Genomic DNA, 25,889 nt, shown 5'->3' on the forward strand with positions numbered 1-25,889 from the left:
AATTGTATGGATCATATTGCCTATTTAATTGAATCCATTTGCCGTCTTTTTGTGTGCCGAGTGCTTCGTAGGCTGGCCAAGGTGTAGTAACGGCATCATAGATAAGTTGTGCAAAGCCTTCTAAAGTATTAAAGCATGATTTTAGGTTAGATTGTGCGTCATTTCTATACCCTAAATCGCTCATTCTTAGACTAGTAGCATAAGGTAAATAGTATGTATGATCTTCTCCTTCAACAAGGGGAGTAAGACGTTTCTTTTGTTCCTCATTAAGGAAGGATCCATTAATGGTGGGTGATGCCCCAAACAAATACATTAGTAACCAAGCATAGCGCTTAAAATTGCGAATTAATGCCATATAACCGACATTTTGTTTTTCTTGCTGGGTATTCCCTTCTATAGGGAGTAACTGCCATAGTTCTGGTGGGAGTGAAAAATTATAATGTAGTCCTGCGATACATTGCATTTTCTTACCATATCGTAGTGCTAAGCCTTCACGATATACATGACGTAGTGTGCCAGAATTTGAGGTACCGTATTCAGCAATAGGAATATCCTTTTCCTCTGGGAGGTGGCAAGGCATGGATTGTGTCCATAGATTTTGATCGGGTACGCTTTGGACAACAAATTGATGAACATGGTGAAGTTCCATAAGGAGTTCTTCAACAGTTTTGTGGGGGCTAGTAATTAGTTCAATTAATGCCTCTGAATAGTCTGTTGTAATATTAGGATGTGTAAGTGCAGAGCCAAGCACTGTAGGGTGCTTATCAAGTGCGAATTGTCCATCTTTAGTGATACGTATAGCTTCGCGTTCAATGCCACGTTGGATTTCTTTTAATAAGTCTGGCTGTTGTTGAAGAGAGGATAAATTTTGCACGATGCACCTATATGCTTTTAAGATATACACATTTTAATAGAATTTCGTTTAAAAATGCGGATAACCTTATACATGAAGGGGTGGAGTAGTTTTTAAGGGCTGTAGAGTGTTTAGAGGCATTAAGAGAGAAATAGGACAAACTCTACAAATATTGGCTATTTGAAAGAGTTCTTCGCTTACTAAGTGAATAAGCGTTATCCTAACTGAAAAGTGCTAAAATAAAACGACATTTTGATTAACACGAGCGCCGATTTGCTTTGATCTGCTTGCGGGCGCCTACAAATCCAGCTAAAGAGGTCCCTCTCTATGGTCTCATTAAATTCTTCTTCTGAACTTCAATCAGTGGGCGTTGTTAGCCCAACTTATATTGACTTTAACGATCCATTGGAGTTATCCAGTGGTCAGATTATCCAGCAATATACGTTAGCGGTAGAAACTTATGGCACGCTCAATGAAACCGCCTCAAATGCTGTATTAATTTGTCATGCATTGAATGCCTCACATCATGTGGCTGGTATAAATGCTAAGGACTTCAAAGATATTGGTTGGTGGGACAATATGGTTGGGCCGGGTAAGCCATTAGATACCAATAAGTTTTTCGTGATTGGGGTGAATAATTTAGGCTCATGCTTTGGTTCAACAGGCCCTGCCAGTATTAACCCAGAAACACAAAAGCCATGGGGGGCTAGTTTTCCTGTGGTTACTGTAGAAGATTGGGTAAATGCACAAGTCAGAGTAGCCGATCATTTTGGTATTAAGAAATTTGCTGCTGTCATGGGTGGTTCATTAGGTGGGATGCAGGCATTAAGCTGGGCTATACAATGGCCAGAACGATTGGAACATTGTATTGTCATTGCGAGCACGCCTGGGTTGTCTGCACAAAATATTGCGTTTAACGAAGTTGCACGGAGAGCAATTATCACAGACCCCGATTTTCATGAGGGGCATTACTATGATTATCAAACCGTCCCTAAAAGAGGTCTGTCTGTAGCGCGCATGATTGGTCATATTACCTATTTATCTGATGATGATATGGCGGAAAAATTTGGACGAGATCGTCGTTATACAGCAGAGGGAGATCGTTATCAATATGGTTATGATGTAGAGTTTGAGGTTGAATCATATCTGCGATATCAGGGTGAGAAATTTTCTACCTATTTTGATGCTAATACGTATTTGCTGATTACGAAAGCTCTTGATTACTTTGATCCTGCCAAGCAATATGGTAATGGTGATTTAAGCAAAGCATTAGAAAATGTAAAAGCAAAATTTTTAACGATTTCATTTTCTACTGACTGGCGTTTTCCTCCTGAGCGTTCTAGAGAGCTCGTTAAGGCATTATTAAATAATAAACATCATGTTACCTATGCTGAAATTGATGCTCCTCATGGGCATGATGCGTTTTTATTAAACGATAAAACCTATCATGAAGTAGTGGCGGCGTATTTTAATCGTATTGCAACTGAGTTAGGAGTATAGAATGAGTTCTCAGCAATCAACAATTATGTTGCGTCCTGATTTACAACGTATCGCTAACTGGATCCCTTCTGGGAGTCGAGTACTCGACTTGGGTTGTGGTAATGGTACATTATTGTCATACTTACAAGAAGAAAAACAAGTGGATGGGATAGGTGTTGAAATTGACAATGAGCGTGTTGTTGCGTGTGTCAGTCGTGGGGTTGAAGTTATTCAACAGAACTTGGAAGAGGGACTGGCCCTGTTTAATGATAAACAATTTGATGTCGTTGTACTATCGCAAACGTTACAAGCCATGTTGAATACTGAACATATTCTGAAAGAAATGGGTAGAGTAGCGAGTAAAGGAGTAGTGTCTTTCCCTAATTTTGGACATTGGACGCATTGGTGGTCAATTTTGCACGGTCGTATGCCAGTTACGGGACAAATGCCTTATGAATGGTATAACACGCCAAATATTCATCTATGTACACTCAGTGATTTTGAAGATTTGGCTACAAAAGTTGGTTTAAGAATCAAAGAAAGAGCTACTTTTAAAGAGGGTGAGGAAATTTCAGTATTCCCGGGGTGGCGTAGTACATTAGCCGTTTATTATTTTGAGTCAAATCAAGTGAGTCAATAAACGTGATTAGTGAATCTATTAAAAAGTATTTAAGTCCTAGGGTCTATCCTCTGCTTGTATTGGGTATTGCAAGTGGCTTGCCATTGGCATTAACAGGGGGGACATTTCAGGCTTGGGCAACAGTTGCAGGTGTTTCGCTTAAACAAATTGGCTTTTTAACGCTTGTTGGTACGGCATATACCTTTAAATTCTTATGGGCTCCCTTAATTGACCGCTATGCCCCACTATTTTTAGGGCGTCGTCGTAGTTGGATGGTGGTTTCTCAGGTCGCTTTGGGAACTGTCATGTTGTTGATGGGGTTATTGAATCCAGCGCAAGACTTGATTTGGTTAGCCTTATTAGCCACTACATTGGCCTTTTTATCCGCAACACAAGATATTGCTTTTGATGCTTATAGTACCGAGGTTTTAGATAAGGATGAACGAGCTCATGGTGTAGCAGTGCGAACCTTAGGGTATCGTATAGGTATGATCATATCTGGGGGCTTAGGGATTGTTCTGGCAGAACGTTGGTTGGGCTGGGGCGGTATGTATATGGCGATGGGTTGTTTGATGTTTGTGTTTGCCATCTGCAGTGCTATAGCTCCCGAAACTCGTGAAGTGCAAGCGCCTAGAACCTTGCAAGAAGCATTTATCGTGCCTTTTAAAGAGTTTTTTTCTCGACCAGAAGCATTGGCGATTTTAATGTTGATTGTGTTATACAAATTAGGTGATGCTTTTGCAGGGGCACTATCAACGACATTTTTAATTCGAGGAGCTGGTTTTGCCGCAGAAACAGTTGGGTGGGTAAACAAAATTTTAGCTGTTATTGCTACTATCATTGGTGCACTGGTAGGTGGTGCCTTGATGAATAAGCTCGGATTATATCGTTCATTGATGTTATTTGGTGTGCTGCAAGCTGTGTCTAATTTGGCGTATTGGCTAGTGGCGATTACTCCACATAATCTTCCCATAATGGCATTAGCTGTAGGGCTTGAGAATATTAGTGGAGGTATGGGTACAACAGCGTTTGTTGCCTTGGTGATGGGGCTTTGTAATAGCAAATACACGGCAACCCAGTTTGCTTTATTAACAGCATTATCCTCAGTGGGTAGAGTCTTTTTGGCGGGGCCATTAACACCTCCTCTTGTTGAATCCTTAGGGTGGCCAGCTTTCTTTTTATGTACTGTGTTGATTGCTTTGCCAGGTTTATTTTTGTTGAGATGGCATAAAGCACGTATCATGGCGATTGAATAACGTATGCCATGAAATAGTCTTATTTTGTCGATTGTTGATAAAAAAATTAAGCGATTTTAATCGAAGATGTAAGTACTTAAAAATAGTTATTTAATTGTGTCAAAACATAACTATTCTATGCGGTTATTACTTAATTTGTCATGTTTGCTTGGTATAATTCGGGTAGGAGATGACTACCGCAGAGTCTTTCATTATAGGTTCTTATTTCATATAACAAGAGATTACCATGACACAACATTTTGAATCCCTTTCTCGTATTAAATGTCAAGCCTTGCACGCTAAAGTGATGAGTGCCGAGCAAGCTGCAGAGCTTATTCCATCAGGGGCTACTGTCGGCATGAGTGGCTTTACTGGATCTGGTTATCCTAAGCAGATTCCGTCTGCCCTAGCCAAGCGTATCCGTGAAGCTCATGATAATGGTAAGGCATTCAAGATTAATGTATGGACGGGAGCTTCTACGGCACCTGAATTAGATGGTGCATTGGCTGAGGCAGATGGCATTAATATGCGATTACCTTATCAATCAGATCCAACTTGTCGTAATAAAATTAACACTGGGCAAATGCATTATATGGATATCCATTTATCTCATGTTGCTCAGTATGCGTGGTTTGGTTTTTTAGGTAAATTAAATATTGCTGTGATTGAGGTAGCTGGTATTCGTGAGGATGGTTCGTTAATTCCTGCCGCTTCTGTTGGTAATAATAAAACGTGGATTGATCAAGCAGACAAGGTTATTATTGAAGTTAATTATGCTTTAAGTGAAAAACTAGAGGGTATGCATGATATTTATTATGGTACTGCTTTACCCCCACATCGTAAACCTGTATTGATTAATGAACCTGATGATCGTATAGGTTCCCCTTATTATCAATGCCCACAAGAAAAAATCATTGGTATAGTAGTAGAAACTTACGATCGCGATAGAGTTAATCATTTTAGTGAGCCTGATGAGGTCGCCAAAAAGATTGCGAGTCATATTTTAAATTTCTTAAAAGAAGAGGTTCGCAAAGGTATTTTGCCCCCTAACTTATTACCTTTGCAATCTGGTGTAGGTGATGTATCGAATGCTGTTATTTCAGGTTTGCAACATGGTGAATTTGATAATTTGACGGCTTATACAGAAGTAATTCAAGACGGTATGTTAGGCTTAATTAAGTCTGGTAAATTGAAAATGGTATCAGCTACTTCTCTTTCATTGAGTCCTGACGGGGTGGATGAACTCAACGAAAATATTGATTTCTATCGTGAGCGTATTATTTTACGTACACAAGAAATTAGTAATCACCCAGAAGTGATTCGTCGCTTAGGGACAATCGCTATTAATGGCATGATTGAATGTGATATTTATGGTAATGTGAATTCTACCCATATCATGGGGAGTGGCATTATGAATGGTATTGGTGGGTCTGGTGATTTTGCTCGAAATAGTTTTATTTCATTCTTTGTGCGCCCGTCAATCGCTAAAAATGGTGATATTTCAGCAATTGTGCCTATGGTGTCACATGTCGATCATACAGAGCATGATGTACAAATTATTGTGACTGAACAAGGTCTTGCTGATTTACGTGGCTTATCGCCTCGCCAACGTGCAGAAAAAATCATTGAAAATTGTGCTCACCCAGATTATAAAGAAGCATTATGGGATTATTTCCATCGTGCACAGCAATCAGGTGCTCAGCATACACCTCACATTCTTTCCGAAGCATTAAGCTGGCATGATAGATATTTGAAAACTGGCACAATGAAGAAATAGTTTTATACTTCAAGTAGTAAAAAAACAGGGGCTATACGCTTTTATGTATAAGCCCCTTAATTATTTTCTATAGACTGACATCATAATCAATGGTTAATGGTGCATGATCTGAAAATCGCTCATCTTTATAGATATATGCTGCTTTGGCTTTTTGGGCTATACCTGGAGTAGCAATTTGGTAATCAATACGCCAACCTACATTTTTAGCCCATGCTTGACCACGATTGCTCCACCATGTATATTGCTCAGCCTCTTGGTTGAGAAGGCGAAAGACATCTACAAAACCTCGAGTCTCAAAAACCTCCGTCATCCAAGCGCGTTCTTCTGGGGTAAATCCAGAATTTTTTAGATTGCCTTTCCAGTTTTTTAAATCGATTTCTTTATGTGCAATATTCCAGTCACCACAAATAATATATTCATGGCCTGTCTCTCTATGGTGCTTCATCATGGCATCAATCCAAGGACCAAATTTTGCGAGAAAACGGAACTTTGCCTCTTGACGTTCTGGGCCACTAGATCCAGACGGTAAATAAGCACTAACGACAGTTAGATGACCAAAATTAGCACTAATTAAGCGACCTTCACGATCAAATTCATCACAGCCCATGCCTAACACGTAATCAGCAGGTATGGAGGTATAAATACCGACACCACTATAACCTTTTTTCTCAGCATGATTAAAATAGCCTTGATAGTGTAGAGGAGAACGTAAGTCTGGTGTTAAATCTGCATCACTGATTTTGATTTCTTGTAAACAAACAACATCTGCCTGATGTTGATGTAACCATTCAAAAAAACCTTTTTTTGTGGCTGAACGAATACCATTAACATTAATGGAGGTAATTCTTGACACAATACTTTCCTTTTTAATGAGAGGTTTTATTTTGAGGATAAATAGCCGCACCAATGATAAGCATACCACCTATCAACATTTTAATCGTTGGTTCTTCATTAAATAAAAACCAAGCAACAATAATAGCGTAAACAGGTTCTAGAGAGATAATAAGTCCTGTGGTGCGGGCATTGATATATTGCACACTGCTAACAAAAAGGAAGTGGGATAAAGCGGTACATAGAATGCCTAAAATAGATAACCAGAATATATCCATGCCAGTGATGCTGAATGTGCTTAAAGTGAGTAGTGGTAGGGTGAATAAAGAGACAAATAAATTTTGCCAAAATGCAATAGTAATGGGATGTAATTGCTGGCCTATGGTTCTATTGACTACAGCAAGAGAGCCGAAACTAAAGCCAGACATAATTCCCCATAGTAGTCCGCTAGTGTTGCTATTTTTTAAATCTAGTTCTGGTGAAACTAAAAACAATCCAAGCATTACAACAAAGACTAGAATCCATGAAGTAAGGTTGACATTATCCTTAAGGATAAATCGCTCAATAAGCGTAATAAAGGCAGGGAAGCTGGCAAAGCCAGAGTCGCCATAGCTACCCCACCAATTTTTATGGCATAAAAGAAAGTGACCCAGTGTATAGCTAATAACGCTCCCGAAAAAGCGAGCTTGACAAACAGTGATCGAGTGAGATTTGCTTTTAAGTGTAGTCTTAAGAATTTTGCTACGATAAATAAGCTGATAAAGGCAAAGGCTGCTCTACCAAATGTGATAAGAGCGGCGTCTGTCTTAATGAGTGCGCCTAAGATGCCTGTCATACCAAATAGGAGAGCGGCAAAGTGTGCAAATAATAATCCTTTGCGATAGTTGGGCATCATGGGATAAAGATGGCTAAATAAAAAAGATTATATAGAAAAAAGAGCAAAGTTGAATATTAATCAGCCAGAATGCTTTAAAGCGCTGGATTAGCCAAATTTAAAGCTACTGACAGTAACACCCCCCATTACATTGTCTTCGTGATAGTTAATCTCAACCATATCATTACCGGCAGCACCAATAGCTACCATTAAAGGAATGAGGTGATCCTCCGTGGCATGGGCGATGCGAGCAGAAGGTGCAGTTTCCCAATGAATTAGCGCTTCTTTTCGATCATTTGACTCTTGCGAGAGTGCATTACGTAGCCATTGGTCAAACTCTTTAGAGGGTTGTGTGCCATGAGCATTAAATAAGCGCATATTATGAAAGCTTAGACCACTAGCAATAATCAATATACCTTCTTCTCGTAATGAGGCTAATGCTTCTCCCAAACGAATATGATAGGCAGGGTCAAAATGGCGTTCAATTGAGAGCTGAATCACGGGTATATTTGCATCAGGAAAAGCCAAAGCAAGTGGTACAAATGCGCCATGATCAAAACCCCTTTCAGTGTCTTTTATTACACTGAAATGAGCTTGCTCCAGTTTATTTTGGATATATTCTGCTAGCAAAGGATCGCTTGGGGCAGGATACTGAATATGGTAAGTATGCTCAGGGAAACCATAATAATCGTAAAGCATTTTAGGTTGTGGCTGATGCATAATAGCCAAATGACCTTGAGTGATCCAGTGTGCAGAGATCATTAAAATGGCTTTGGGTTTTTCAGGTAGTTCAGTGGCGATGTGCTCTAATGATTGTCGTAGACCAGCATAATCCTCTGCCCATTGTTCAATCCATGGCCAAGGGCCACCACCATGTGAAATAAAGTAAACAGCTTGTTTCATGATAAATCCTCAATTGTTGATGTTGTTATTGTATAGAGGGTTTTTATAGAAATGAAGATATAAAAAATAGATGAATCTTTTCCAAATAAGAAATAATTAAATCAAATCCGCTCCCTATTGATAGACGGCGAAAAGGTGTAAAAGTATTAAAATATGCCTATGTTTAATTGTTAAAATTGGAAATTAGTATGTCACAGAATAACAGCCTTGATTTTGTTCGTTTCGCATTGGAGCAGGGAGTATTAAAGTTTGGAGAATTTAAAGTTAAGTCTGGTCGCTTAAGTCCTTATTTTTTCAATGCAGGATTGTTTAATACTGGTCGTTCAATAGGTGCGTTATCTCAATTTTATGCTAATGCTTTAGTTGAGTCTGGGGTGGAGTTTGATATGTTGTTTGGACCAGCTTATAAAGGCATTTCATTAGCCGCCACAACAGCGGTTGCGTTAGGAAATCACCCACAATTAAATAAAGATGTTCCGTTTGCATTTAATCGTAAAGAAGCTAAAGATCATGGTGAGGGGGGGGTCTTAGTGGGCGCACCCTTACAAGGTAAGGTAGTGATTATTGATGATGTTATTACAGCAGGAACATCAGTCAGAGAATCAGTAGAAATTATTAAAAATGCGGGTGCGACGCCAGCAGCGGTATTGATTGCTTTAGACCGAATGGAGAGAGCGGGTGCAGATGATGCACTATCTGCTCATTCTGCTGTAGAAGAGGTTGAGCAAAAGTATGGTATGCCTGTAGTGAGTATTGCTTCATTGAACGATATTATGCAATTTTTAAATCAAGATCATTCTTTTGATATGTATAAAGAGTCAGTGGTAGCTTATAGAAATCGTTATGGTATATAAGGTTATGGTATATAGGATAAGGAGCAAACATGATTACGTTTACAGAAAGTGGTTATCCTCAGTTTTTCGATGAAGTTCCTACGATAAGAGTTAAAGATGCCTTAGCTGATTTTTTAGGGGCAGCTAAGGACGGCATTATTGAGTATCGTTATGTAGATGCGGTTCGTTTAGCCGGTCATTCTTGCCCAACGGTTGCAGGTGCCTATTTAATGGTGCTTCGAGGTCTTGAAGCATTGTACGACGAAGAGGACGAGTTACCTGATCGTGGAGGAATTGAAGTCATTATGCAGGAATCAAGAGAGACAGGAACAACGGGTGTTATTGCGTCCGTAGCGACATTATTAACAGGTGCAGCAACAGAAATGGGGTTTGGAGGTATTGGTGCCGCTGGATATTTTTCTCGTCGGCACTTATTATCTTTTGATGGTGAAATTCAAGGCACAATGGCATTACGTCGACGAGATACAGGCAAAATGGTGAATGTTATTTTTAATCCAAGTATTGTACCGTTTGCGCCAGAAATGACGCAGGTTATGTCCAAAGCGGTTACAGGACAGGCTAATGCTGATGAATTGCGTCTTTTTAAAACGCTATGGCAACAACGTGTAAAAGATATTCTGGTGACACAAATTAATCACCCTGATTTAGTTCATGTATTTGTTGTGTAATGACGTTTTTTATGGGGTGGAAATTTATAGGGCGTGAAGATTGTTTAAGTTAAAAATAGTTAAGATTAAACTAAATTAACGCAATATTTTTAATACAATTCTTTTTCGCCCTCAGGTCTTGTTTTAAATCGACGGTGAATCCAGTAGTATTGAACAGGATCTTGTCTAATCCATTCTTCTAATAAGCGGTTTAGGCGTGCGGTAGCCTCCTCAATTGTGTCTTCTCCTGGAAAGTTATCTAATGGTGGTAGTACCTTAATATGATAGATGCCTGTTTTAATATCTAAGCGAGTGACGACAGGACAAACTTTAGCCTTAAATGTTTTAGCAATTTGTGCTGTGCTCGATAAGGTGGCACTTTGGATGCCAAAAAAAGGGACAAAAATAGACTCATCTCTCCCAAAATCCATATCAGGCAAATAATATAAAGCAACGCCATTGCGCATATGGCGAATAATGCCACGAATTCCGTCCTGACGACTTAATAAATGCACTGTATTAAAGCGAGCTCTACCCTTGCGAATCAAGGCATCAAAGACAGGATCATGTTGTGATTTGTACATGGTACAACCATCAGGAATATGCGTTGTTAAGATGGTGGCTGCTGTGTCTAAACCAATAAAATGGGGGGCTAAAATCATGAGTGGCTCATGGTTAGCTTGAACCTGTTTTAGATAGTCAACACCTTCTAAGGTGGTCATCTCATGTATTTTATCAAGGGGTGCATACCAAAGAACCCCACGATCAATAAATGACTGTGTCGTCAAACGAATATTTTGTTTGGTCCATTGCTCAATTTGTTGTTTTGAAGCCTCTGGAAAAGCAAGCTTGAAATTAGTGCGAATAATATGTACACGTCTTTTGACAATAAAGGGTAAAAACCAAGATAACACCGCACCCAAACGTAAGCGATTGCTATGTGAGAGTGAGCCTATTCCTTTGAAAATAAACTCCAGCAAGCGGTATTTAAAAGTGTTTTCCATGAGCGTATTTTAATAGTCTTAACATTGACGAGTCGTTATGTTAATGAATGTGTAATATCAATAAGAGTAATGTTTACGCATCAAATTATAGAGCGTATAGTAGTCTTTTACAAATCTAGCTTAATAAGTGATGATTCTGTAAATGACAGAAGAGAAACATTAATCTTATACAGATATTGGTTTTTTTTAATTATCTTATTGAAAATTAGATTAAAATGTAAAGTTATCTGCCGAGTTAAAGACAACTTGCGGGGCAGAGTAAATATTCCGCTAAAGCGTCGCACTTTTATTAAGTTGCAACGCGTTCTCTATTATTTCTTTTAGGACGCATAGTTTATGTCTACACACGAATATTTATTTACCTCAGAATCAGTATCTGAAGGGCATCCAGACAAAGTAGCAGATCAAGTGTCTGATGCAATTTTGGATGCAATCTTAGAACAAGATCCCAACGCCAGAGTCGCTGCTGAGACCTTATGTAATACAGGTTTAGTTGTATTAGCAGGGGAAATTACGACGACAGCAAATGTTGATTATATTGATATTGCGCGCCAAACAATCAAGCGTATTGGGTATGACAATACAGACTATGGTATTGATTATAAAGGTTGTGCTGTTTTAGTGGCATATGATAAGCAATCTCCTGATATTGCCCAAGGGGTTGATAGAACAGCAGAAGAAATTCTTAATCAAGGTGCAGGTGACCAAGGACTTATGTTTGGTTATGCTTGTGATGAAACACCTGATTTAATGCCTGCCCCTATTTGGTATGCTCACCGTTTAGTACAACGCCAAAGTGAATTACGTAAAAATGGTACATTGCCTTGGTTGCGTCCAGATGCAAAATCACAAGTGACATTCCGTTATGTAGATGGCAAGCCAGCAGAAGTAGATACTGTCGTATTATCTACTCAACACCATCCTGATATTTCGCAAGCACAAATTAAAGAAGCGGTGATTGAAGAAATTATTAAACCAAGTTTTGCAGATGGTTTAGTTACACCGAAAACGAAGTTCTTTATTAATCCAACAGGGGTTTTTGTGATTGGTGGGCCACAAGGAGATTGTGGTTTAACTGGACGTAAAATTATTGTGGATACTTATGGTGGTGCTTGCCCTCATGGTGGTGGTGCATTCTCAGGTAAAGATCCTTCAAAAGTTGATCGTTCAGCTGCTTATGCTGCACGCTATGTAGCAAAAAATATCGTGGCAGCAGGTTTGGCTCGTCAATGCCAGATTCAGGTAAGTTATGCGATTGGTGTGGCAGAACCAATTAATATCACTGTTTACACTGAAGGTACTGGCGTAATTCCAGATGAGCAATTAGCCTTATTGGTGCGTGAGCACTTTGATTTACGCCCAAGAGGTATTGTGCAAATGTTAGATTTATTGCGCCCAATTTATAGCAAATCGGCTGCTTATGGTCATTTTGGACGCTCAGAGCCAGAGTTTTCTTGGGAAGCGACTGACAAAGCGGCTATATTAAAGGCAGCAGTAAAATAATTTTTTAGTAAAGTGAGTTTGAGGGGCGCTGCAACAGGGATTACTCTGCTAGGCTCAAACCACTTTCAGATATTAACGGCGCTCATCTTATTTGCAGAAATAGAGCAAGAAGATGAGTGCTTTTTTATTGCCGATAAGATTTGGTTTTTTGGGTGACTAAGCCAATAAAGAGTCACTCGTTAAATTTAAAGGATTAAAGATGAGTCAAGTTGATTATAAAATCGCTGATATTGGTCTAGCTGATTGGGGCCGCAAAGAATTGGCTATTGCCGAAACAGAAATGCCGGGTTTAATGGCGACAAGAGAAGAGTTTGCTGCATCACAACCACTTAAAGGTGCTCGTATTGCAGGTAGTTTGCATATGACGATTCAAACAGGTGTCTTGATTGAAACCTTAGTTGCATTAGGTGCAGAAGTACGTTGGGCATCGTGCAATATTTTTTCTACACAAGACCACGCAGCCGCTGCTATTGCCGCTAGAGGAATACCCGTGTTTGCTGTTAAAGGTGAAACATTAGAAGAGTATTGGCAATATACGCATAAAATCTTTGAATGGCCTGGTGAGCAAGCTAATATGATTTTAGATGACGGTGGTGATGCCACAACATTACTACATCTAGGTGCTAAGGCAGAAAAAGATAGCAGTGTGTTAGCAAATCCAAGTAGTGAAGAAGAAAAAGTATTATTCGCCGCTATTAAAGAAAAACTTGCTCAAGATCCTACATGGTATTCTACGCGTTTAGCTTGCATTAAAGGCGTGACTGAGGAAACAACAACAGGTGTTCATCGTCTCTATCAAATGTCACAAAAAGGTGAGTTACGTATTCCAGCTATCAATGTAAACGACTCTGTGACTAAATCTAAATTTGATAATTTATATGGATGTCGTGAATCATTAGTTGATGGCATTAAACGCGCTACAGACGTTATGGTTGCCGGTAAAGTAGCTGTTGTGGTAGGTTTTGGTGATGTAGGTAAAGGTTGTGCGCAAGCGTTAGCTGCTTTACGTGCTCAAGTTTGGGTATGTGAAGTAGACCCAATTTGTGCATTACAAGCGTCAATGGAAGGATACAAGGTTGTGACAATGGATGAAGCGGCGGGTCTAGCAGATATCTTTGTCACGGCGACTGGGAATTATCATGTTATTCAACGTTCTCATATGGAAAAAATGAAGAACGAGGCTATTGTATGTAATATTGGTCACTTTGATAATGAAATTGATGTGGCTGCTCTTGAAGACTTACAATGGGAAGAAATTAAACCACAAGTAGATCATGTGATTTTCCCTGACGGTAAACGTATTATTCTGTTAGCAAAAGGTCGTTTAGTAAATTTAGGTTGTGCTACTGGCCATCCATCGTTTGTAATGTCAGCATCATTTACTAACCAGACTATTGCCCAAATTGAATTATTTACACGTGGTGAAAATTATCAAGCAGGCAAAGTTTATGTATTACCTAAACACCTAGATGAAAAAGTCGCTCGTCTACATTTGAAAAAATTAGGTGTGCAGTTAACGACCTTAACACAGCAACAAGCTGATTATATTGGTGTTTCTGTTGAGGGACCTTTTAAACCTGATCATTATCGTTATTAATTATGAGTAGAGAGCATTTTTTTAGTTTAGAGTTTTTTTCCTCCGAGAGATGAGGAGTCAGCACAACGGTTACAAAAGACCACACAAGAAATACTCGTTATGAAACCGGGGTTTATTAGTGTGACTTTTGGTGCGGGTGGCTCTACTCAAGAGGGATCTATAGAGACGGTTAAAATGTTGCAAGCACAAGGCGTGGAAGCTGTTCCTCATCTTTCTTGCATTGGTAATCGTCCTGAGCAAATTTTGGCTATTCTTGAGCAATTTAAACAGATGGGTGTCAATCGTATTGTTGCATTACGTGGCGATTTACCCTCTGGTATGGGGTTGTTAGAGAATGGATTACGTCATGCGAGTGATTTAGTTGCATTGATTAGAGAGCATTATGGTGACCATTTCTTTATTGAGGTGGCAGCATATCCAGAAATGCATCCTCAAGCAGAGTCGCCAACAGCCGATTTGGAAAACTTTATAACTAAAGTAAATGCTGGTGCAAATAGTGCGATAACTCAGTACTTTTTTAATCCAGACGCCTATTTTGAGTTCGCAGATAGGGTACAAGCTAAGGGGATTCATATTCCTATTGTGCCAGGGATTATGCCAATTTATAATTTTCCCAGCTTAGTCGTTTTTCACAAATGTGTGGTGCAGAAATCCCTCGTTGGATTCGTTTAAGATTGGCTGAATTTGGGGATGATAAGGCATCAATTCGTGCTTTTGGCATTGATGTAATTTCGCAGTTATGTCAAACATTGATTGATAATGGTGCACCAGGCTTGCATTTTTATACACTTAATCAATCTGCAACTACCTTAGCAATTTGGGAAAATTTAGAGTTCTAAGAGGTGACTTTTTGACGAGAAATTGGAAAAATCTGCGCGCCATACCTATAAATGATTATTAAAGGTTTGCCAGCAAAATAAGGGCTCAACTCATAAGAGGTGAGCTCTTTGTTGTTTATGTAAATATAAATGATGGAGTTAAGATTATATCTAGCGTCTGGTCATGTGGTGCAGCTTGGTAGTCCTTATTGTCAATCAGCCCCTCATCCCAAGAGATACCAATGCAGAAGGGTGAGTAACCTTGTTGACGCCATAACGCTATCGTACGATCGTAATAGCCTTTGCCGTAGCCGAGACGATCTTTTGTTTTGGTAAATCCTAATACAGGCGTTAAAACAAGGCCAGGAGCATCTGTAAATAATGTTGATTGATTCGGTTCAGGGATATTAAAAAAACCGGTTTTAAATTCAGTATTTGAGGACCAAGCAAAAAAAGTTAACGGGCTGTCTTTTTCCTTAATACTAGGTAAGCCAATGCGATACCCTAACTTATCTAATGAGGTTAACAAAGGACGAATATCCATTTCATCCCCAATTGGCCAAAAAGCCGCGATCCATTTATGGGGAGGGATATGCTGTTGGATGATAGACAAAGCTTTAGCGCAAAGAGTATCACTATCCTGTTGTCGTTTAGGAATCGTTAAGGCTTTTCGTTTTTCCTTAAGTATCTGACGTAAACGGCTATAATCAGTAAATGTCATAAAGATTTTGTATTCAATAAAAGGTCACGTTATTAAGACTGTACACTACTTTAGGTTGCCCATGAAAAAAATGAGATTAACTTTTTTAAGTATAAGTTTATTCGCTCTTACACTCACGGCGTGTTCTTCTACTGCGCAGAGTAATAAAATTATTCATTCCAGTCCTGAAGAAGCAGAGATTGAGCAAAGTGCGGTAACCTCCAAACCTCGAGTTGAGTATGCTCCTCTAAAAACGGTAGATATGGCGGCAAGACAAAGCGTTGTTTCAGCTTATGATGCCATGCGAATGCGGCAATGGGATGCCTTGCCTGGATATGCTTATTCGGCTCAAAATGATCATGAGTTAGGCAACTATCCGATGTATTGGTACTTGCGCCAACAATTGACAAGTTCACAAGGCTTTTTACCAACAACAGAGTTGAAGAAATTCATTAAGGATAATCCACGAACTTATGTTGCCGATCGTTTAAAAGCAGAATGGATCATAGCAGCGGTTAAGCAAGGGGATTATAGGACCGCATCGACATTGGGTCCTGTGCATATTAATAATAGTCAGGCTATTTGCGCCTATAATCAGGCGTTAGCCGCTAGTGGACAACATGTAGATAGTACCAAAGTTATTAGGGTTATCAAGGGAAATGAGCGTTGTGCAGAAATGGTTGGGGCATTGTATCGCTCAGGGCAATTGAGTAAGTCTCGTTTAACTGACTTGTTTCGTGATGCGGTCGAATATGACAACAAGTTTATGGCGAAAAAGTATGCAGGGTTTTTGTTTGATGGAACAGACTTTATGCAATATCAAGCGATTATAGTAAACCCAATGCAATGGCTGGCTACGCAATCTGGCACAGCGGGATCTCCTCAACAAGCTGAGTTACGAGCGATTGCTTTTAGTCGCTTAGCCCGTCAAGATCGGAATATGGGTATTACTATATTGGAGAATAGAGGGCCTGAATTATTAAGTGCTAAAGATTTACAATGGGCATACTCTCAATTTGCGCTTGTTGCTGTGCTTAATCAGGAAGTAAGAGCTGATGCCTGGTATCGCTTAGCGAAAGATAGTCGATTAAGTGATTATAATTCTGCATGGCGTACACGTGCAGCTTTACGGCAGAGTCCGATTGACTGGAAATGGGTTGAGAAAAGTATTGATTTGATGAATCCAGAACAAAAGAAAGAGACAGCATGGATATATTGGAAGGCTAAAGCACTCCAACAGCAGGGAAAATCATCACAGGCGACAGAATTATATCGATTACTACAGGAACAACATGATTTCTATGGTCAGCTAGCACAAGAAGAATTGACAGGCAAAATTGTTATTCCTCCACAGGCCGCACCGGTTACAGATAAAGAGCTAGCACATATTAAACAAAATACAGGCTTACAAAGAGCCGTGGCATTATTTAGGCTTGGCTGGCGAGCAGAGGCAGTACCAGAATGGTCTTATGCGATTGAATGGTTTAAAAGATAGGGATTTATTAGCAGCAGCAGCTTGGGCAGAGCAAGAGCAGATATTTGATCGAGTGATCAATACATCCTTACTAACAAAAAAAGAAATTAATTTTGCGCAACGTTATATTGCTCCATTTAATGGTCGTGTGGGACAACAAGCAAGGCAAGTAGGAATTGATCCCTCATGGGTATATGGCTTGATTCGTCAAGAATCACGTTTTGTACAAGTCGCTCGTTCTGGTGTTGGTGCATCAGGTTTAATGCAAGTTATGCCAGGTACAGCAAGCTTAGTGGCTAAACAAATTGGTATGTATGATTTTTCACCTAGTAAAGTCAATGAATTTGAAACGAATACGATTTTAGGAACGAATTATTTACGTATTATGCTGGAAAAACTAGGAGGGAATGAAATTTTGGCAACAGCAGGTTATAACGCGGGTCCTAACCGTGCTGTTCGTTGGAGAGATAATCTTACGCAAAGAATGGATGGCGCTGTTTTTGCAGAAACTATTCCTTTTACGGAAACCAGACTCTATGTTAAACATGTCCTATCCAATGCTGTTTGGTACGATATGTTGCTAAACGGTAAAACTAGTAGTTCATTGAAAAAACGCTTGGGTATGGTTACGCCATGATAGAATCGACGCTAGCCTTTACGCCTGATTCGTTCACTCAGGGATTGTCTATCTATTGTGTTGGTGGAGCTGTTAGGGATGCTTTACTACAATTGCCCCATGGTGATAAAGATTGGGTTGTTGTAGGTGCTACGCCAGAACAGATGACGGCTAGGGGATTTATTGCCGTAGGTGGAGATTTTCCTGTATTTTTACATCCTAAGACTAAACAGGAATTTGCCTTAGCGAGAACAGAGCGCAAAACGGCTAAAGGTTATCAAGGGTTTACTTTTTATACGGGTACAGATGTTACGCTAGCTGAAGATTTAAAAAGACGAGACTTCACTATTAATGCGATGGCTAGTGATACACAGGGGGTGATTTATGATCCGTATCATGGGCTAGATGATTTAAGGTTAAAGATTTTTCGTCATGTAGGGGATGCCTTTAGTGAGGATCCTGTACGTTTATTAAGATTAGGGCGGTTTTTAACACGTTTTACTGATTTCACTGTTGCACCAGAAACGATGCAGTTATGTCGTGATATGGTGACTAGTGGGGAGGTTGATGCCTTAGTAGCGGAGCGCGTTTGGAAAGAAATATCACGTGCGTTGATGCAAACTAAACCTAGTCGTTTTTTTGACATACTTCAAGAGATTGGTGCATTAGAGAGGGTGATCCCTTTTCTTTGTTGGACTGAAACACTTAGCCAGCAATTAGACCATGCGGCTCTATTGGGATTTGACTTATCGCAACGGTATGCTTTATTAGGATTAGCAGCAGCAGATAGTGAAGCTATGGCTAAACATTTGCGGGTGGCTAGAGAGCAAGGGGATTATGCACGTTATTTGCAAGTGGCATTACAACAGTTAAACCATATCTCAGAAATCTCTCTTGTATGGGAATTCCCTTTGTCACCGGTACTTGCTGAAGCAGTAGTTGATTTTGTAGAAATAATGGATGGTATTCGTAAGAGTGATCGATTGTTAGCGTTAATTCAAGTCAGTTTGTTGGTGGTAGGGGTTCCATTAGGACATGAGCGTGAACAAGAGAGTATGTGGTTCTGGGAAGAGATAGTTCAACGTCTTAAATCAGTACCAGCAGGCGAGATTGCAAAACAGCAAGCAGGCAATGTTACTTTAATTAAAAAAATGGTGAGAGAGGCTAGAGAGCAGGTTTTACAGATGCCTTGAATTTGATTAATACCATTTTGAAGAACATAATTAAAGGGTATAACGTCTATCAGCGTAACTAAAGCCTATAGGATCAATATCTAGCTGTTTGCCTAGTAACATCACTTTAAATAATTCGCCCATTTCTGCTTCGGATAATAACTTTTGTACAGGACCGATTTCTTTGGCATAGTGATGTACATCATCGGGGTTGAGCTGAGATAATTGCTGCAATATGCCACAATTCATTAAAAAACGCGCTTGACTAGTGTAACCCAACACTTCAAGGTTGCCTTCTAATGCAGCGTCTGCCATAGCGGTGAAATCTATATGAGCGGTAATATCTTGTAGTCCCGGATAAATTAATGGGTTGCTATGAGCATGGTGTTGTAAATGGCACATCAAGGTTCCTTGATGGCGTTGTGGGTGGTAGTATTCCTGACGAGGAAATCCATAGTCGATTAATAAAATACCACCTTTATTCAAGCACCTACCTAATTCTTTTATCCAGCTTTCAGCTCGCAAGTTAATCTCTGTGCGATAGCCTGAGAGGGTTGGCATACGCTGTGAAAATAGTTGCTGTAATTCGTTTGATGCAGGATGTAAAACATAGTGGATGTTCGATACATCATCCAGAGAAATAAAGACTTCTTGTAAATCGCCTTGAGCATTCCACTCTAGTAATTTTACGGGCATAGCATCCATCACTTCATTGGCTATGATGCAACCTGAAAATGATGGCGGTAATTGATCTAGCCATTTAACTTGATTAGAAAATTTTGCCAAGGTTTGTTGTTGTCGTTGTTTTAAATCAGCAGATAATTCAAGTATAAAATAGTTAATAGTTGAATTATTTAATGTTTCAAGCATATCAAATGCTAGTTTGCCACTACCTGCACCAAACTCTAAAATGCATTGGCTATCACTGGCAGCAAGCACTTGTTCGACTTGCTTGGCTAGTGTTCTACCATACCAGTGGCTTAGCTCTGGTGCGGTAGTGAAGTCCCCGATTAATTTTTCTGTCGGTGTATTGGTGCCACTGAGTTTAGCCAATCCTCCCGTGTAATAGCCCCAACCAGGGCTATATAATACCGTATCCATCCAGTCTTCAAAAGATAACTCTTTTTTATTATGCAATGAGTCAGTAATATATTGAAGAAATTGCTGACTATGCACTATGGCTTCTGGTACAGGTCTAGGAAAATTGGCACTCATGGTTACGCCCATTTATTACGAGAGGATGTTTTACGTTTGCTTGACGATGTGGTTTTCGGCTTACTTGTACGACTTATGGTACGAGTACTTGATGAACCTTTTTCCGTACGAGTAGAGGGGCGACCTCTTTTAGCGATTGAACTTGTTTCAGAAGTAGCTCGTGTTTTTGATGTTGGCGCTTTCTTTACACGATTTTCTGAGTTGTTGTCACGATTATATTTGGGTTTGTTGCTTCTAGCACCACGTTCAAAATCAGCAAATTTAGGTTGGTCTTTTGATAGACTTTTTTTAATTTGTCGTGCTTCTTTTTCACTAATCACTTCAAAGTCACCATCAAAAAAATCCTCTACAAAGTCTAAACGACTAATAGGGCGTTCCTTACTCTTGCGAGATTTGTTCGGTTTACTAAACGGATTTGCGTTATCAATAGGCGTCTCAAAAGCATTCTCTTTGGTACGAGATGGCATTGACTTTTTGGTGGCTTTTCGTTCGTAACGAGATTCTTTAGAGTCCTCATGATAAACAGGATAATCATTGCTGAAATCATCGTTAGCAAGGTGCTTATCGTTTGCTAAGCCTTTGCGACGTGCAAATCCATCACGAGCTTTTTCTTTCTCACGATTCGTTTGACGGTCCTTACCAGAGCGAGTATTTACAGATCGGTTTGATCCTCCACGACCTTTGCTATCTTTTGTTTTGATAGGTTTTGGTGTTGGTTCTAAACCGGGGATGACATCAGTTTCAATTGTTTGACCAATAAACTGTTCGATACGACGGACTTTGAATCGTTCGCTGTGTGTAGCAAGTGTAAATGCTAAACCATTACGCCCAGCACGACCGGTACGACCAATACGATGGACATAGTCCTCTGGCTGCATAGGTAAATCGTAGTTGATAGCATGCGTAATGCCTTGAATATCAATACCTCGAGCAGCGACATCTGTAGCAACTAAGATTTGGATACGACCTTTTTGTAAAAGGTTAAGTGTACGGGTGCGTTGACGTTGATTCATATCGCCATGCAATGCGGCGGCGGCAAAACCCTCATCTTCTAAACGTTCCGCTAGATCATCTGCACCACGTTTAGTGGAAGTAAAGATAATCGCTTGTTCTAAGTCGGCATCACGTAATAAAAAGTCTAATAAGCGGAATTTATGTCCTTGGTCATCTGCATAGAAGAGTGTTTGCTTAATGTTCTCATGTTTATTTTTTTGATCCGCAATGGAAATACGTTGTGGTTCGTTAAGCATTTCTTCTGCTAGTTTTGCTACGGAGCCTTCAAACGTTGCCGAAAACATCAGTGTCTGACGGTTATTTGGGGTTTGTGCCACAATATTTTCAATATCGTCAATAAAGCCCATATCTAGCATACGGTCTGCCTCATCCAAGACTAAGCTATGAATTTTGCTGAGATTCACTCGTTTAGCTTGTAGATGGTCAATGAGACGTCCAGGTGTAGCAACTAGAATATCAACACGTCGTGATAATGCTTTAATTTGTGCTCCATAAGGCATTCCACCTACCACAGTGGCAATGCGTAAATCTTTAAGGCCGTCGCTATATGTTTTTGCTGCCTCAGCCACTTGTAATGCTAATTCACGAGTAGGCGTTAAAACAAGCATTTGTACGCTAGGATGTTTATCCTTTGTTTTTTGTGTAGCCATTTTGTGTAAAGCAGGTAACATAAACGCTGCTGTTTTACCACTACCTGTTTGAGCGGTCACAATTAAGTCATGACCTTCAAGTGCCATAGGAATGGCAGAGGATTGAACTTTTGTTGGTTGAGAAAAACCTGCTTTTTTTAAAGCAGAAAGTAATACGGGGGCTAAGCCCAATGTGTCAAATGACATGGCTATATTGTTCCTATAAGTCGGTCATCGTGCCGACCAGAACAACCAATTACCACACGCATGCGTGTTATGAAGGTAAGGCCAAGAAGGTAGGAGCGATGAAAATCATAATAAAGACGACAAGCTTAACCTATGTAGCGCACTAAGTAAAGAAAAATATTTAAAAATCAATAATTTATGTTGTTTTAGAGTGAATTTAATCACTGATAAAGCTCATTTATCTTTGAGAATAAGAGGTTGAAAGGAAGAATCACTTAATTGATGGATTACACATTCAAATATATAAAGAAGAATTTGCTAATAAGCTAATCATAGAAAAATAGTGTGCCAAAGACGCTTCATTTAGAAGAGATTGTGGCATAGGGAAGACATTTCGTTATCTGATAGTGAAAAATTATAATGGCGTGAGATTTTTATCTAATAATTGTTTTAATACAGCATTCCCATCCTTATCCACTTTAAATTCCCCATATTCTGCTTGCGCAAAATGTGTAGCTTTACCTTCCGCAAAGAAGTATTGGTGGCTCGGGAAATGATGTTTCCCCGCATAATCACGTTTTACTTTCATTACTACATTAGGTAGACAATTTGCAAATTCGCTTGGGTAGCTTTGTGATATGGAGCATGTATGTGCTATTCCTTTATCATCAAGCATGAATAGAAAGTAAGAGGTCTCGTCTTGATGCCAGAAAGAAGGTGTATAAGTCAGCCCTTCGGTAGAAGCAACAGTGAGCTCTTCATAATTGAGTTCCATATAGTCGCCTTGCAGTAATGAACGAGGATCAGCAGGAGCAAGTTTAAAAATTAAGGATTGACCATTGCTGAGAATATTTTCATTGCGGTTAATAGCATAATTAGCCATCCCTAGAGTTAAACAGAGGGTAGCGATATAGCCAACTTTTGACCAAATAGGTAAAGAGAAAGTGTGGGTACTTAATTGTTTAGATGAGGAATGACGGCGAGTAATTGCAAGTATGAGTAATAAGGGGATACCTAACCCTAGTAACAAATAAGACTTGTAAATGAGTGCTGTATCAAGGTTGTAATAAAAGCAGGAAAGTAAAATTAACATAGCTGTAATAGCTAACCATAATAGCCCACTTCTGACTAATGGGAATGCCAATAAAATTATGCAAGCACATAAGTTCATACGTGGGCTGAGGATCCAGAGGACTCCAAAGAGTAGTGCCAATGCCGTAGAAAGTAAACGGATGCCTTTACTTGAGTCTTTGGTGATGTAGAGCATAGTAATCGCTGGCGCAACGGACATTAAGTACAGCGGAAGTTTATTTAAATAATGAGCCAAAGGTTGATTGTTGGAGAATATAAATAAATTACCAGTAATATGATGAAAAAAATTATTGTAATTTTCGCTAAAGCCATAACCAGTCAGATTAATATTATTACTGATGTCTTGGATAGGTGAAGTAATAAAGCTATAAAAAAATTAGACCTAGAAAAAAAGCATAACTTGCAACACTCGGTTTTTTTACGGTATAAAATCCACTAACCAAAGTAAGCAGAAGAGGATTAAATAAAACTAAGAGAGTACTGTTAGCAAAAAGGTTAGATCTATGAAGATATATAAGTGGATCCGCAATGCCGTCATAAAATAGGAACATTATCATATTTATGCATAAGAGCCGAATCCATAGAACATCAATGCGAATAAAGGTGAACACAAGCAAAAGAATATAAAAAAATAAGCGAATATTCTTTGGGCTAATGAACGTCAAAAATTCCTCTGCATATAAATCTGGATTTATGATTAAGGGGCTAAATTGGGTTTGGGATAAGAAGTATTCTGATAAAAAGAGTCCAAGGGCAAGAATAATTAGTACTTGTGAAAATAGCGTTTTAATCAATGATGATTGATGTTGGTATAAGAAAAAACCACAAAGGTATAAAAAGATAGCAGGAATTACAAACCTCACGGTATCGCTATAAGATATAAAATATAACACCCCACCGACAAATGGTATAAAAGCAATTGACATTAAAGTAATAAATAAGGATTGTATTGCCCAATGTATGTCTTTATCTTGTTGTTGATTGTGGAAATACTTAGAGAGGTAAAAAATACCTACAACGCTCATAATGATGAGTATGAAACTGAATAAGAGTAGTGACTCACCATTAACGTCAATATTAAAATGATTGAGGATGGTGATAAGTAAAGTGGCAAAAATAATGAATATCGCTATCGTAGAGATCACGACATCTTTAAGAAATTTTGTAATAAAAAAATAATAGTGCAAATGACAGTCCGATGAGCAAACTATGCATAGCGACAGATTCTTTAGTTAATATATAAATGCTTCCACATAGCACAATAAGAGAACTAAGACGTTGTGTTAATCGCCATTTAGTATCGGAGGTAAAATGCTGAAAAAATTCACTAATAATCAGAAAAAATAGCCCAATGATTAGTACAGAGATACCTATAAAAGATGAGAAGTACTGTTGATAAAAGAGTAAAGATAAGGTACTTGTAATAATTAATAAAGATAGGTTGAAAGGGTTGGGCACAAGGAGTATAAGAGGTATTTGTAGTAGTGACCAGATAGCAAATAATTCCCATGTATTAGCACCTGTTTGATAAATTTGTCCGATAAGGCAAGTAAGCCACCAATGACGACAGCACTTAAAAAAGCGACACCTTGACTGCCTGAGCGCCATTGTTTTTTATAGAAGAAAAAAACTAATAGTGATACAACAGGAAGAAATAAACCTTGAGTACCGTAGAGCTTTTGACTATTGCTTAAAACTGACCAATTAGCCGCTACCCATGTAATTATTCCAGATGATGAAAAACCTACCCCCATTAATAAGGAAATAAAAATTAGGTGATTTTTGATGGATGTAAAAGAATTTACAGGGTAGGTAGTATTCATGACATTTTCTTGTTTTGTCCAGTAGAAGATTTTTCTCTATAGTCTATGTTGTTACTATAGACATAACAATCTACTATGCACTTTTAGGCAAGATAAATTTCTAGCTTAGAATGCTTATAGTTTTTCAATAATTTCTAGGGGTAAGCCAGTGACGTCGTGGATAAGAGCAATATCTGTACCACGGGCTTTTAGTTTTTTAGCCATGGAAAGCATGGCTTCATAAGAGCCTTCTTCTCTGCCTTTCTCTTGACCAATGGCTATTCCTTCTTCTTTCCCAATATTAATCCCTTCCTGAAGCCCTTTTTCTTTGCCTTCATTATATTTAACATCAAGGGAAATCATATGATTCCAATGGTATTTATTCTGGCGAATAAAGTCCTCCACTTGTTGAGCAGTCATGTTGGCGACATTGGCTTTGCGAAAGATTTCTCTAAAGGTGTCGTCGGTAATAAATTGATGTGGCATGGTTTTCATCTCTCCAAGGAATTTAATGAAATATAGCCAAGTGTGTAGGCGACTGTTCTGATAGTCTAGCGTATTTTTCTGGATTTTGGGTAGTTCTAGAAAAATTAAGTTGAGTTTATGACTAATTGGGTGATGGGTATCGGTATCGATGAGGGAAGCATGGGTAAAAAAGGGTTCTTTAGGAAACTGAATAAAATTAATAAAGGAGATGACGTAGACGGGATCAAAAGGGTGATGCCAATTCTCACCGACTTTGATTTGTTTATTTAAGGCAGTGACGGCATAGGCTAAGGTACGATCAATATAGTGGGGGTGGTCGATATTCTGCACTTCGATAATGAGGTGAGTGTTATCAGAGGTGGTGCAGTAAATATCGAAGATGACGTTGCGGTTATCGAGGGATTCACCGATTTGTTCGGTGTTGTTGAGTTGAATATCGATGATGGGAGGCTCTTTATCGGCGAGGATGGTGTTGAGAAGGTCGATGGAGGAGGTTGCTTATGGTCGAG

At 39.1% G+C, this 25,889-nt stretch carries 22 protein-coding genes, 2 pseudogenes and 1 riboswitch; of the genes and pseudogenes, 12 read left to right on the forward strand and 12 right to left on the reverse strand.

The features are described from left to right. Positions 1–874, reverse strand: a pseudogene (locus V757_RS24640) (glutamate--cysteine ligase); the annotation flags it as partial. 306 nt (positions 875–1,180) lie between these two features. Here V757_RS24640 and metX point away from each other — a divergent pair. From metX to scpC, 4 genes are all read left to right on the forward strand, one after another. Then, a complete protein-coding gene (gene metX / locus V757_RS0114805) occupies positions 1,181–2,353 on the forward strand; it encodes a homoserine O-succinyltransferase MetX (RefSeq protein ID WP_052019395.1) in 1,173 nt (390 codons plus the stop codon). 1 nt (position 2,354) lies between these two features. Beyond that, positions 2,355–2,972, forward strand: coding sequence for a methionine biosynthesis protein MetW (metW, locus tag V757_RS0114810; RefSeq protein ID WP_031274771.1), 618 nt, complete (start codon positions 2,355–2,357; stop codon positions 2,970–2,972). Between the two features lie 2 nt (positions 2,973–2,974). Then, positions 2,975–4,207 carry an AmpG family muropeptide MFS transporter gene (locus tag V757_RS24645; protein WP_023952238.1) on the forward strand — a complete coding sequence of 411 codons (1,233 nt, stop codon included), beginning with the start codon at positions 2,975–2,977 and terminating at the stop codon, positions 4,205–4,207. A gap of 226 nt (positions 4,208–4,433) precedes the next feature. Next, on the forward strand, positions 4,434–5,963 hold the full coding sequence (scpC, locus tag V757_RS24650) for a succinyl-CoA:acetate CoA-transferase ScpC (protein ID WP_023952240.1): 1,530 nt from the start codon (positions 4,434–4,436) through the stop codon (positions 5,961–5,963). A gap of 67 nt (positions 5,964–6,030) precedes the next feature. Here scpC and V757_RS24655 read toward each other — a convergent pair whose 3' ends face one another. From V757_RS24655 to V757_RS24665, 4 genes are all read right to left on the reverse strand, one after another. Continuing rightward, positions 6,031–6,816: an exodeoxyribonuclease III gene (locus V757_RS24655; protein ID WP_023952242.1), complete on the reverse strand. Its 786-nt coding sequence runs from the start codon at positions 6,814–6,816 to the stop codon at positions 6,031–6,033. 13 nt (positions 6,817–6,829) lie between these two features. After that, positions 6,830–7,297 (reverse strand): DMT family transporter, encoded by a 468-nt coding sequence (locus V757_RS29415; protein ID WP_245587037.1) that lies wholly within the window; start codon positions 7,295–7,297, stop codon positions 6,830–6,832. An 11-nt stretch (positions 7,298–7,308) separates the two neighbouring features. Beyond that, positions 7,309–7,689: a hypothetical protein gene (locus tag V757_RS29420; RefSeq protein WP_245587038.1), complete on the reverse strand. Its 381-nt coding sequence runs from the start codon at positions 7,687–7,689 to the stop codon at positions 7,309–7,311. A gap of 87 nt (positions 7,690–7,776) precedes the next feature. Continuing rightward, positions 7,777–8,571, reverse strand: a complete 795-nt coding sequence (locus V757_RS24665) for a DODA-type extradiol aromatic ring-opening family dioxygenase (RefSeq protein ID WP_023952244.1) — start codon at positions 8,569–8,571, stop codon at positions 7,777–7,779. A 188-nt stretch (positions 8,572–8,759) separates the two neighbouring features. Between V757_RS24665 and pyrE the strand changes: the two genes are divergently transcribed. Next, entirely contained in the window at positions 8,760–9,425 is a 666-nt protein-coding gene (pyrE, locus tag V757_RS24670; RefSeq protein WP_023952246.1) for an orotate phosphoribosyltransferase, read from the forward strand. 29 nt (positions 9,426–9,454) lie between these two features. Further along, complete coding sequence (locus tag V757_RS24675; RefSeq protein ID WP_023952248.1) at positions 9,455–10,093, forward strand: hypothetical protein; 639 nt, start codon at positions 9,455–9,457, stop codon at positions 10,091–10,093. An 89-nt stretch (positions 10,094–10,182) separates the two neighbouring features. Here V757_RS24675 and V757_RS24680 read toward each other — a convergent pair whose 3' ends face one another. Further along, the gene (locus V757_RS24680) at positions 10,183–11,076 is read right to left on the reverse strand and encodes a lysophospholipid acyltransferase family protein (RefSeq protein ID WP_023952250.1); all 894 of its coding nucleotides are present in this window, start codon (positions 11,074–11,076) and stop codon (positions 10,183–10,185) included. Between the two features lie 336 nt (positions 11,077–11,412). On the opposite strand from V757_RS24680, the gene metK reads away from it, so the two are divergent. From metK to metF, 3 genes and pseudogenes are all read left to right on the forward strand, one after another. Beyond that, positions 11,413–12,579: a methionine adenosyltransferase gene (gene metK, locus V757_RS24685; RefSeq protein ID WP_023952252.1), complete on the forward strand. Its 1,167-nt coding sequence runs from the start codon at positions 11,413–11,415 to the stop codon at positions 12,577–12,579. A 14-nt stretch (positions 12,580–12,593) separates the two neighbouring features. Beyond that, positions 12,594–12,670: riboswitch (S-adenosyl-L-homocysteine riboswitch) on the forward strand. 108 nt (positions 12,671–12,778) lie between these two features. Continuing rightward, a complete protein-coding gene (gene ahcY / locus V757_RS24690; RefSeq protein ID WP_023952254.1) occupies positions 12,779–14,176 on the forward strand; it encodes an adenosylhomocysteinase in 1,398 nt (465 codons plus the stop codon). 33 nt (positions 14,177–14,209) lie between these two features. Beyond that, a pseudogene (gene metF / locus V757_RS24695) lies at positions 14,210–15,015 on the forward strand (methylenetetrahydrofolate reductase [NAD(P)H]); the annotation flags it as partial. A gap of 115 nt (positions 15,016–15,130) precedes the next feature. Here metF and V757_RS0114825 read toward each other — a convergent pair. Beyond that, on the reverse strand, positions 15,131–15,715 hold the full coding sequence (locus V757_RS0114825; RefSeq protein WP_023952256.1) for a 5-formyltetrahydrofolate cyclo-ligase: 585 nt from the start codon (positions 15,713–15,715) through the stop codon (positions 15,131–15,133). A 70-nt stretch (positions 15,716–15,785) separates the two neighbouring features. Here V757_RS0114825 and V757_RS24700 point away from each other — a divergent pair, with 70 nt between their 5' ends. The 3 genes from V757_RS24700 to V757_RS24705 are packed head-to-tail and all read left to right on the forward strand — an operon-like array spanning position 15,786 to position 18,977. After that, positions 15,786–17,189, forward strand: coding sequence for a hypothetical protein (locus tag V757_RS24700; RefSeq protein ID WP_218184511.1), 1,404 nt, complete (start codon positions 15,786–15,788; stop codon positions 17,187–17,189). Next, on the forward strand, positions 17,164–17,805 hold the full coding sequence (locus tag V757_RS27655; RefSeq protein WP_052019403.1) for a lytic transglycosylase domain-containing protein: 642 nt from the start codon (positions 17,164–17,166) through the stop codon (positions 17,803–17,805). The genes V757_RS24700 and V757_RS27655 overlap by 26 nt, the downstream gene beginning before the upstream one ends. Then, positions 17,802–18,977: a tRNA nucleotidyltransferase/poly(A) polymerase-related protein gene (locus tag V757_RS24705; protein ID WP_023952258.1), complete on the forward strand. Its 1,176-nt coding sequence runs from the start codon at positions 17,802–17,804 to the stop codon at positions 18,975–18,977. The genes V757_RS27655 and V757_RS24705 overlap by 4 nt, the downstream gene beginning before the upstream one ends. 30 nt (positions 18,978–19,007) lie before the next feature. Here V757_RS24705 and V757_RS24710 read toward each other — a convergent pair whose 3' ends face one another. From V757_RS24710 to V757_RS28130, 5 genes are all read right to left on the reverse strand, one after another. Then, entirely contained in the window at positions 19,008–20,171 is a 1,164-nt protein-coding gene (locus tag V757_RS24710) for a class I SAM-dependent methyltransferase (protein ID WP_023952260.1), read from the reverse strand. Between the two features lie 2 nt (positions 20,172–20,173). Further along, positions 20,174–22,021, reverse strand: a complete 1,848-nt coding sequence (locus V757_RS28125; protein WP_023952262.1) for a DEAD/DEAH box helicase — start codon at positions 22,019–22,021, stop codon at positions 20,174–20,176. A 394-nt stretch (positions 22,022–22,415) separates the two neighbouring features. After that, positions 22,416–23,327, reverse strand: coding sequence for a GDYXXLXY domain-containing protein (locus V757_RS24720; protein ID WP_261796555.1), 912 nt, complete (start codon positions 23,325–23,327; stop codon positions 22,416–22,418). A gap of 1,192 nt (positions 23,328–24,519) precedes the next feature. Then, on the reverse strand, positions 24,520–24,915 hold the full coding sequence (locus V757_RS24730) for a DUF2157 domain-containing protein (RefSeq protein WP_023952267.1): 396 nt from the start codon (positions 24,913–24,915) through the stop codon (positions 24,520–24,522). A 114-nt stretch (positions 24,916–25,029) separates the two neighbouring features. Next, positions 25,030–25,866: an Rpn family recombination-promoting nuclease/putative transposase gene (locus V757_RS28130; protein ID WP_261796557.1), complete on the reverse strand. Its 837-nt coding sequence runs from the start codon at positions 25,864–25,866 to the stop codon at positions 25,030–25,032. Positions 25,867–25,889 lie beyond the last annotated feature (23 nt).

This window comes from Pelistega indica (genome assembly GCF_000506865.1).
In the GTDB taxonomy this organism is placed as follows: domain Bacteria; phylum Pseudomonadota; class Gammaproteobacteria; order Burkholderiales; family Burkholderiaceae_B; genus Taylorella; species Taylorella indica.

Excerpts from the sequence above, each read along its gene's own strand:
- metX (WP_052019395.1), top strand. The coding sequence starts at position 1,181 with ATGGTCTCATTAAATTCTTCTTCTGAACTTCAATCAGTGGGCGTTGTT.
- metW (WP_031274771.1), top strand. The coding sequence starts at position 2,355 with ATGAGTTCTCAGCAATCAACAATTATGTTGCGTCCTGATTTACAACGT.
- scpC (WP_023952240.1), top strand. The coding sequence starts at position 4,434 with ATGACACAACATTTTGAATCCCTTTCTCGTATTAAATGTCAAGCCTTG.
- V757_RS29415 (WP_245587037.1), bottom strand. The coding sequence starts at position 7,297 with ATGCTTGGATTGTTTTTAGTTTCACCAGAACTAGATTTAAAAAATAGC.
- V757_RS29420 (WP_245587038.1), bottom strand. The coding sequence starts at position 7,689 with ATGATGCCCAACTATCGCAAAGGATTATTATTTGCACACTTTGCCGCT.
- V757_RS24665 (WP_023952244.1), bottom strand. The coding sequence starts at position 8,571 with ATGAAACAAGCTGTTTACTTTATTTCACATGGTGGTGGCCCTTGGCCA.
- pyrE (WP_023952246.1), top strand. The coding sequence starts at position 8,760 with ATGTCACAGAATAACAGCCTTGATTTTGTTCGTTTCGCATTGGAGCAG.
- V757_RS24675 (WP_023952248.1), top strand. The coding sequence starts at position 9,455 with ATGATTACGTTTACAGAAAGTGGTTATCCTCAGTTTTTCGATGAAGTT.
- V757_RS24680 (WP_023952250.1), bottom strand. The coding sequence starts at position 11,076 with ATGGAAAACACTTTTAAATACCGCTTGCTGGAGTTTATTTTCAAAGGA.
- metK (WP_023952252.1), top strand. The coding sequence starts at position 11,413 with ATGTCTACACACGAATATTTATTTACCTCAGAATCAGTATCTGAAGGG.
- ahcY (WP_023952254.1), top strand. The coding sequence starts at position 12,779 with ATGAGTCAAGTTGATTATAAAATCGCTGATATTGGTCTAGCTGATTGG.
- V757_RS0114825 (WP_023952256.1), bottom strand. The coding sequence starts at position 15,715 with ATGACATTTACTGATTATAGCCGTTTACGTCAGATACTTAAGGAAAAA.
- V757_RS24700 (WP_218184511.1), top strand. The coding sequence starts at position 15,786 with ATGAGATTAACTTTTTTAAGTATAAGTTTATTCGCTCTTACACTCACG.
- V757_RS27655 (WP_052019403.1), top strand. The coding sequence starts at position 17,164 with ATGCGATTGAATGGTTTAAAAGATAGGGATTTATTAGCAGCAGCAGCT.
- V757_RS24705 (WP_023952258.1), top strand. The coding sequence starts at position 17,802 with ATGATAGAATCGACGCTAGCCTTTACGCCTGATTCGTTCACTCAGGGA.
- V757_RS24710 (WP_023952260.1), bottom strand. The coding sequence starts at position 20,171 with ATGAGTGCCAATTTTCCTAGACCTGTACCAGAAGCCATAGTGCATAGT.
- V757_RS28125 (WP_023952262.1), bottom strand. The coding sequence starts at position 22,021 with ATGTCATTTGACACATTGGGCTTAGCCCCCGTATTACTTTCTGCTTTA.
- V757_RS24730 (WP_023952267.1), bottom strand. The coding sequence starts at position 24,915 with ATGAATACTACCTACCCTGTAAATTCTTTTACATCCATCAAAAATCAC.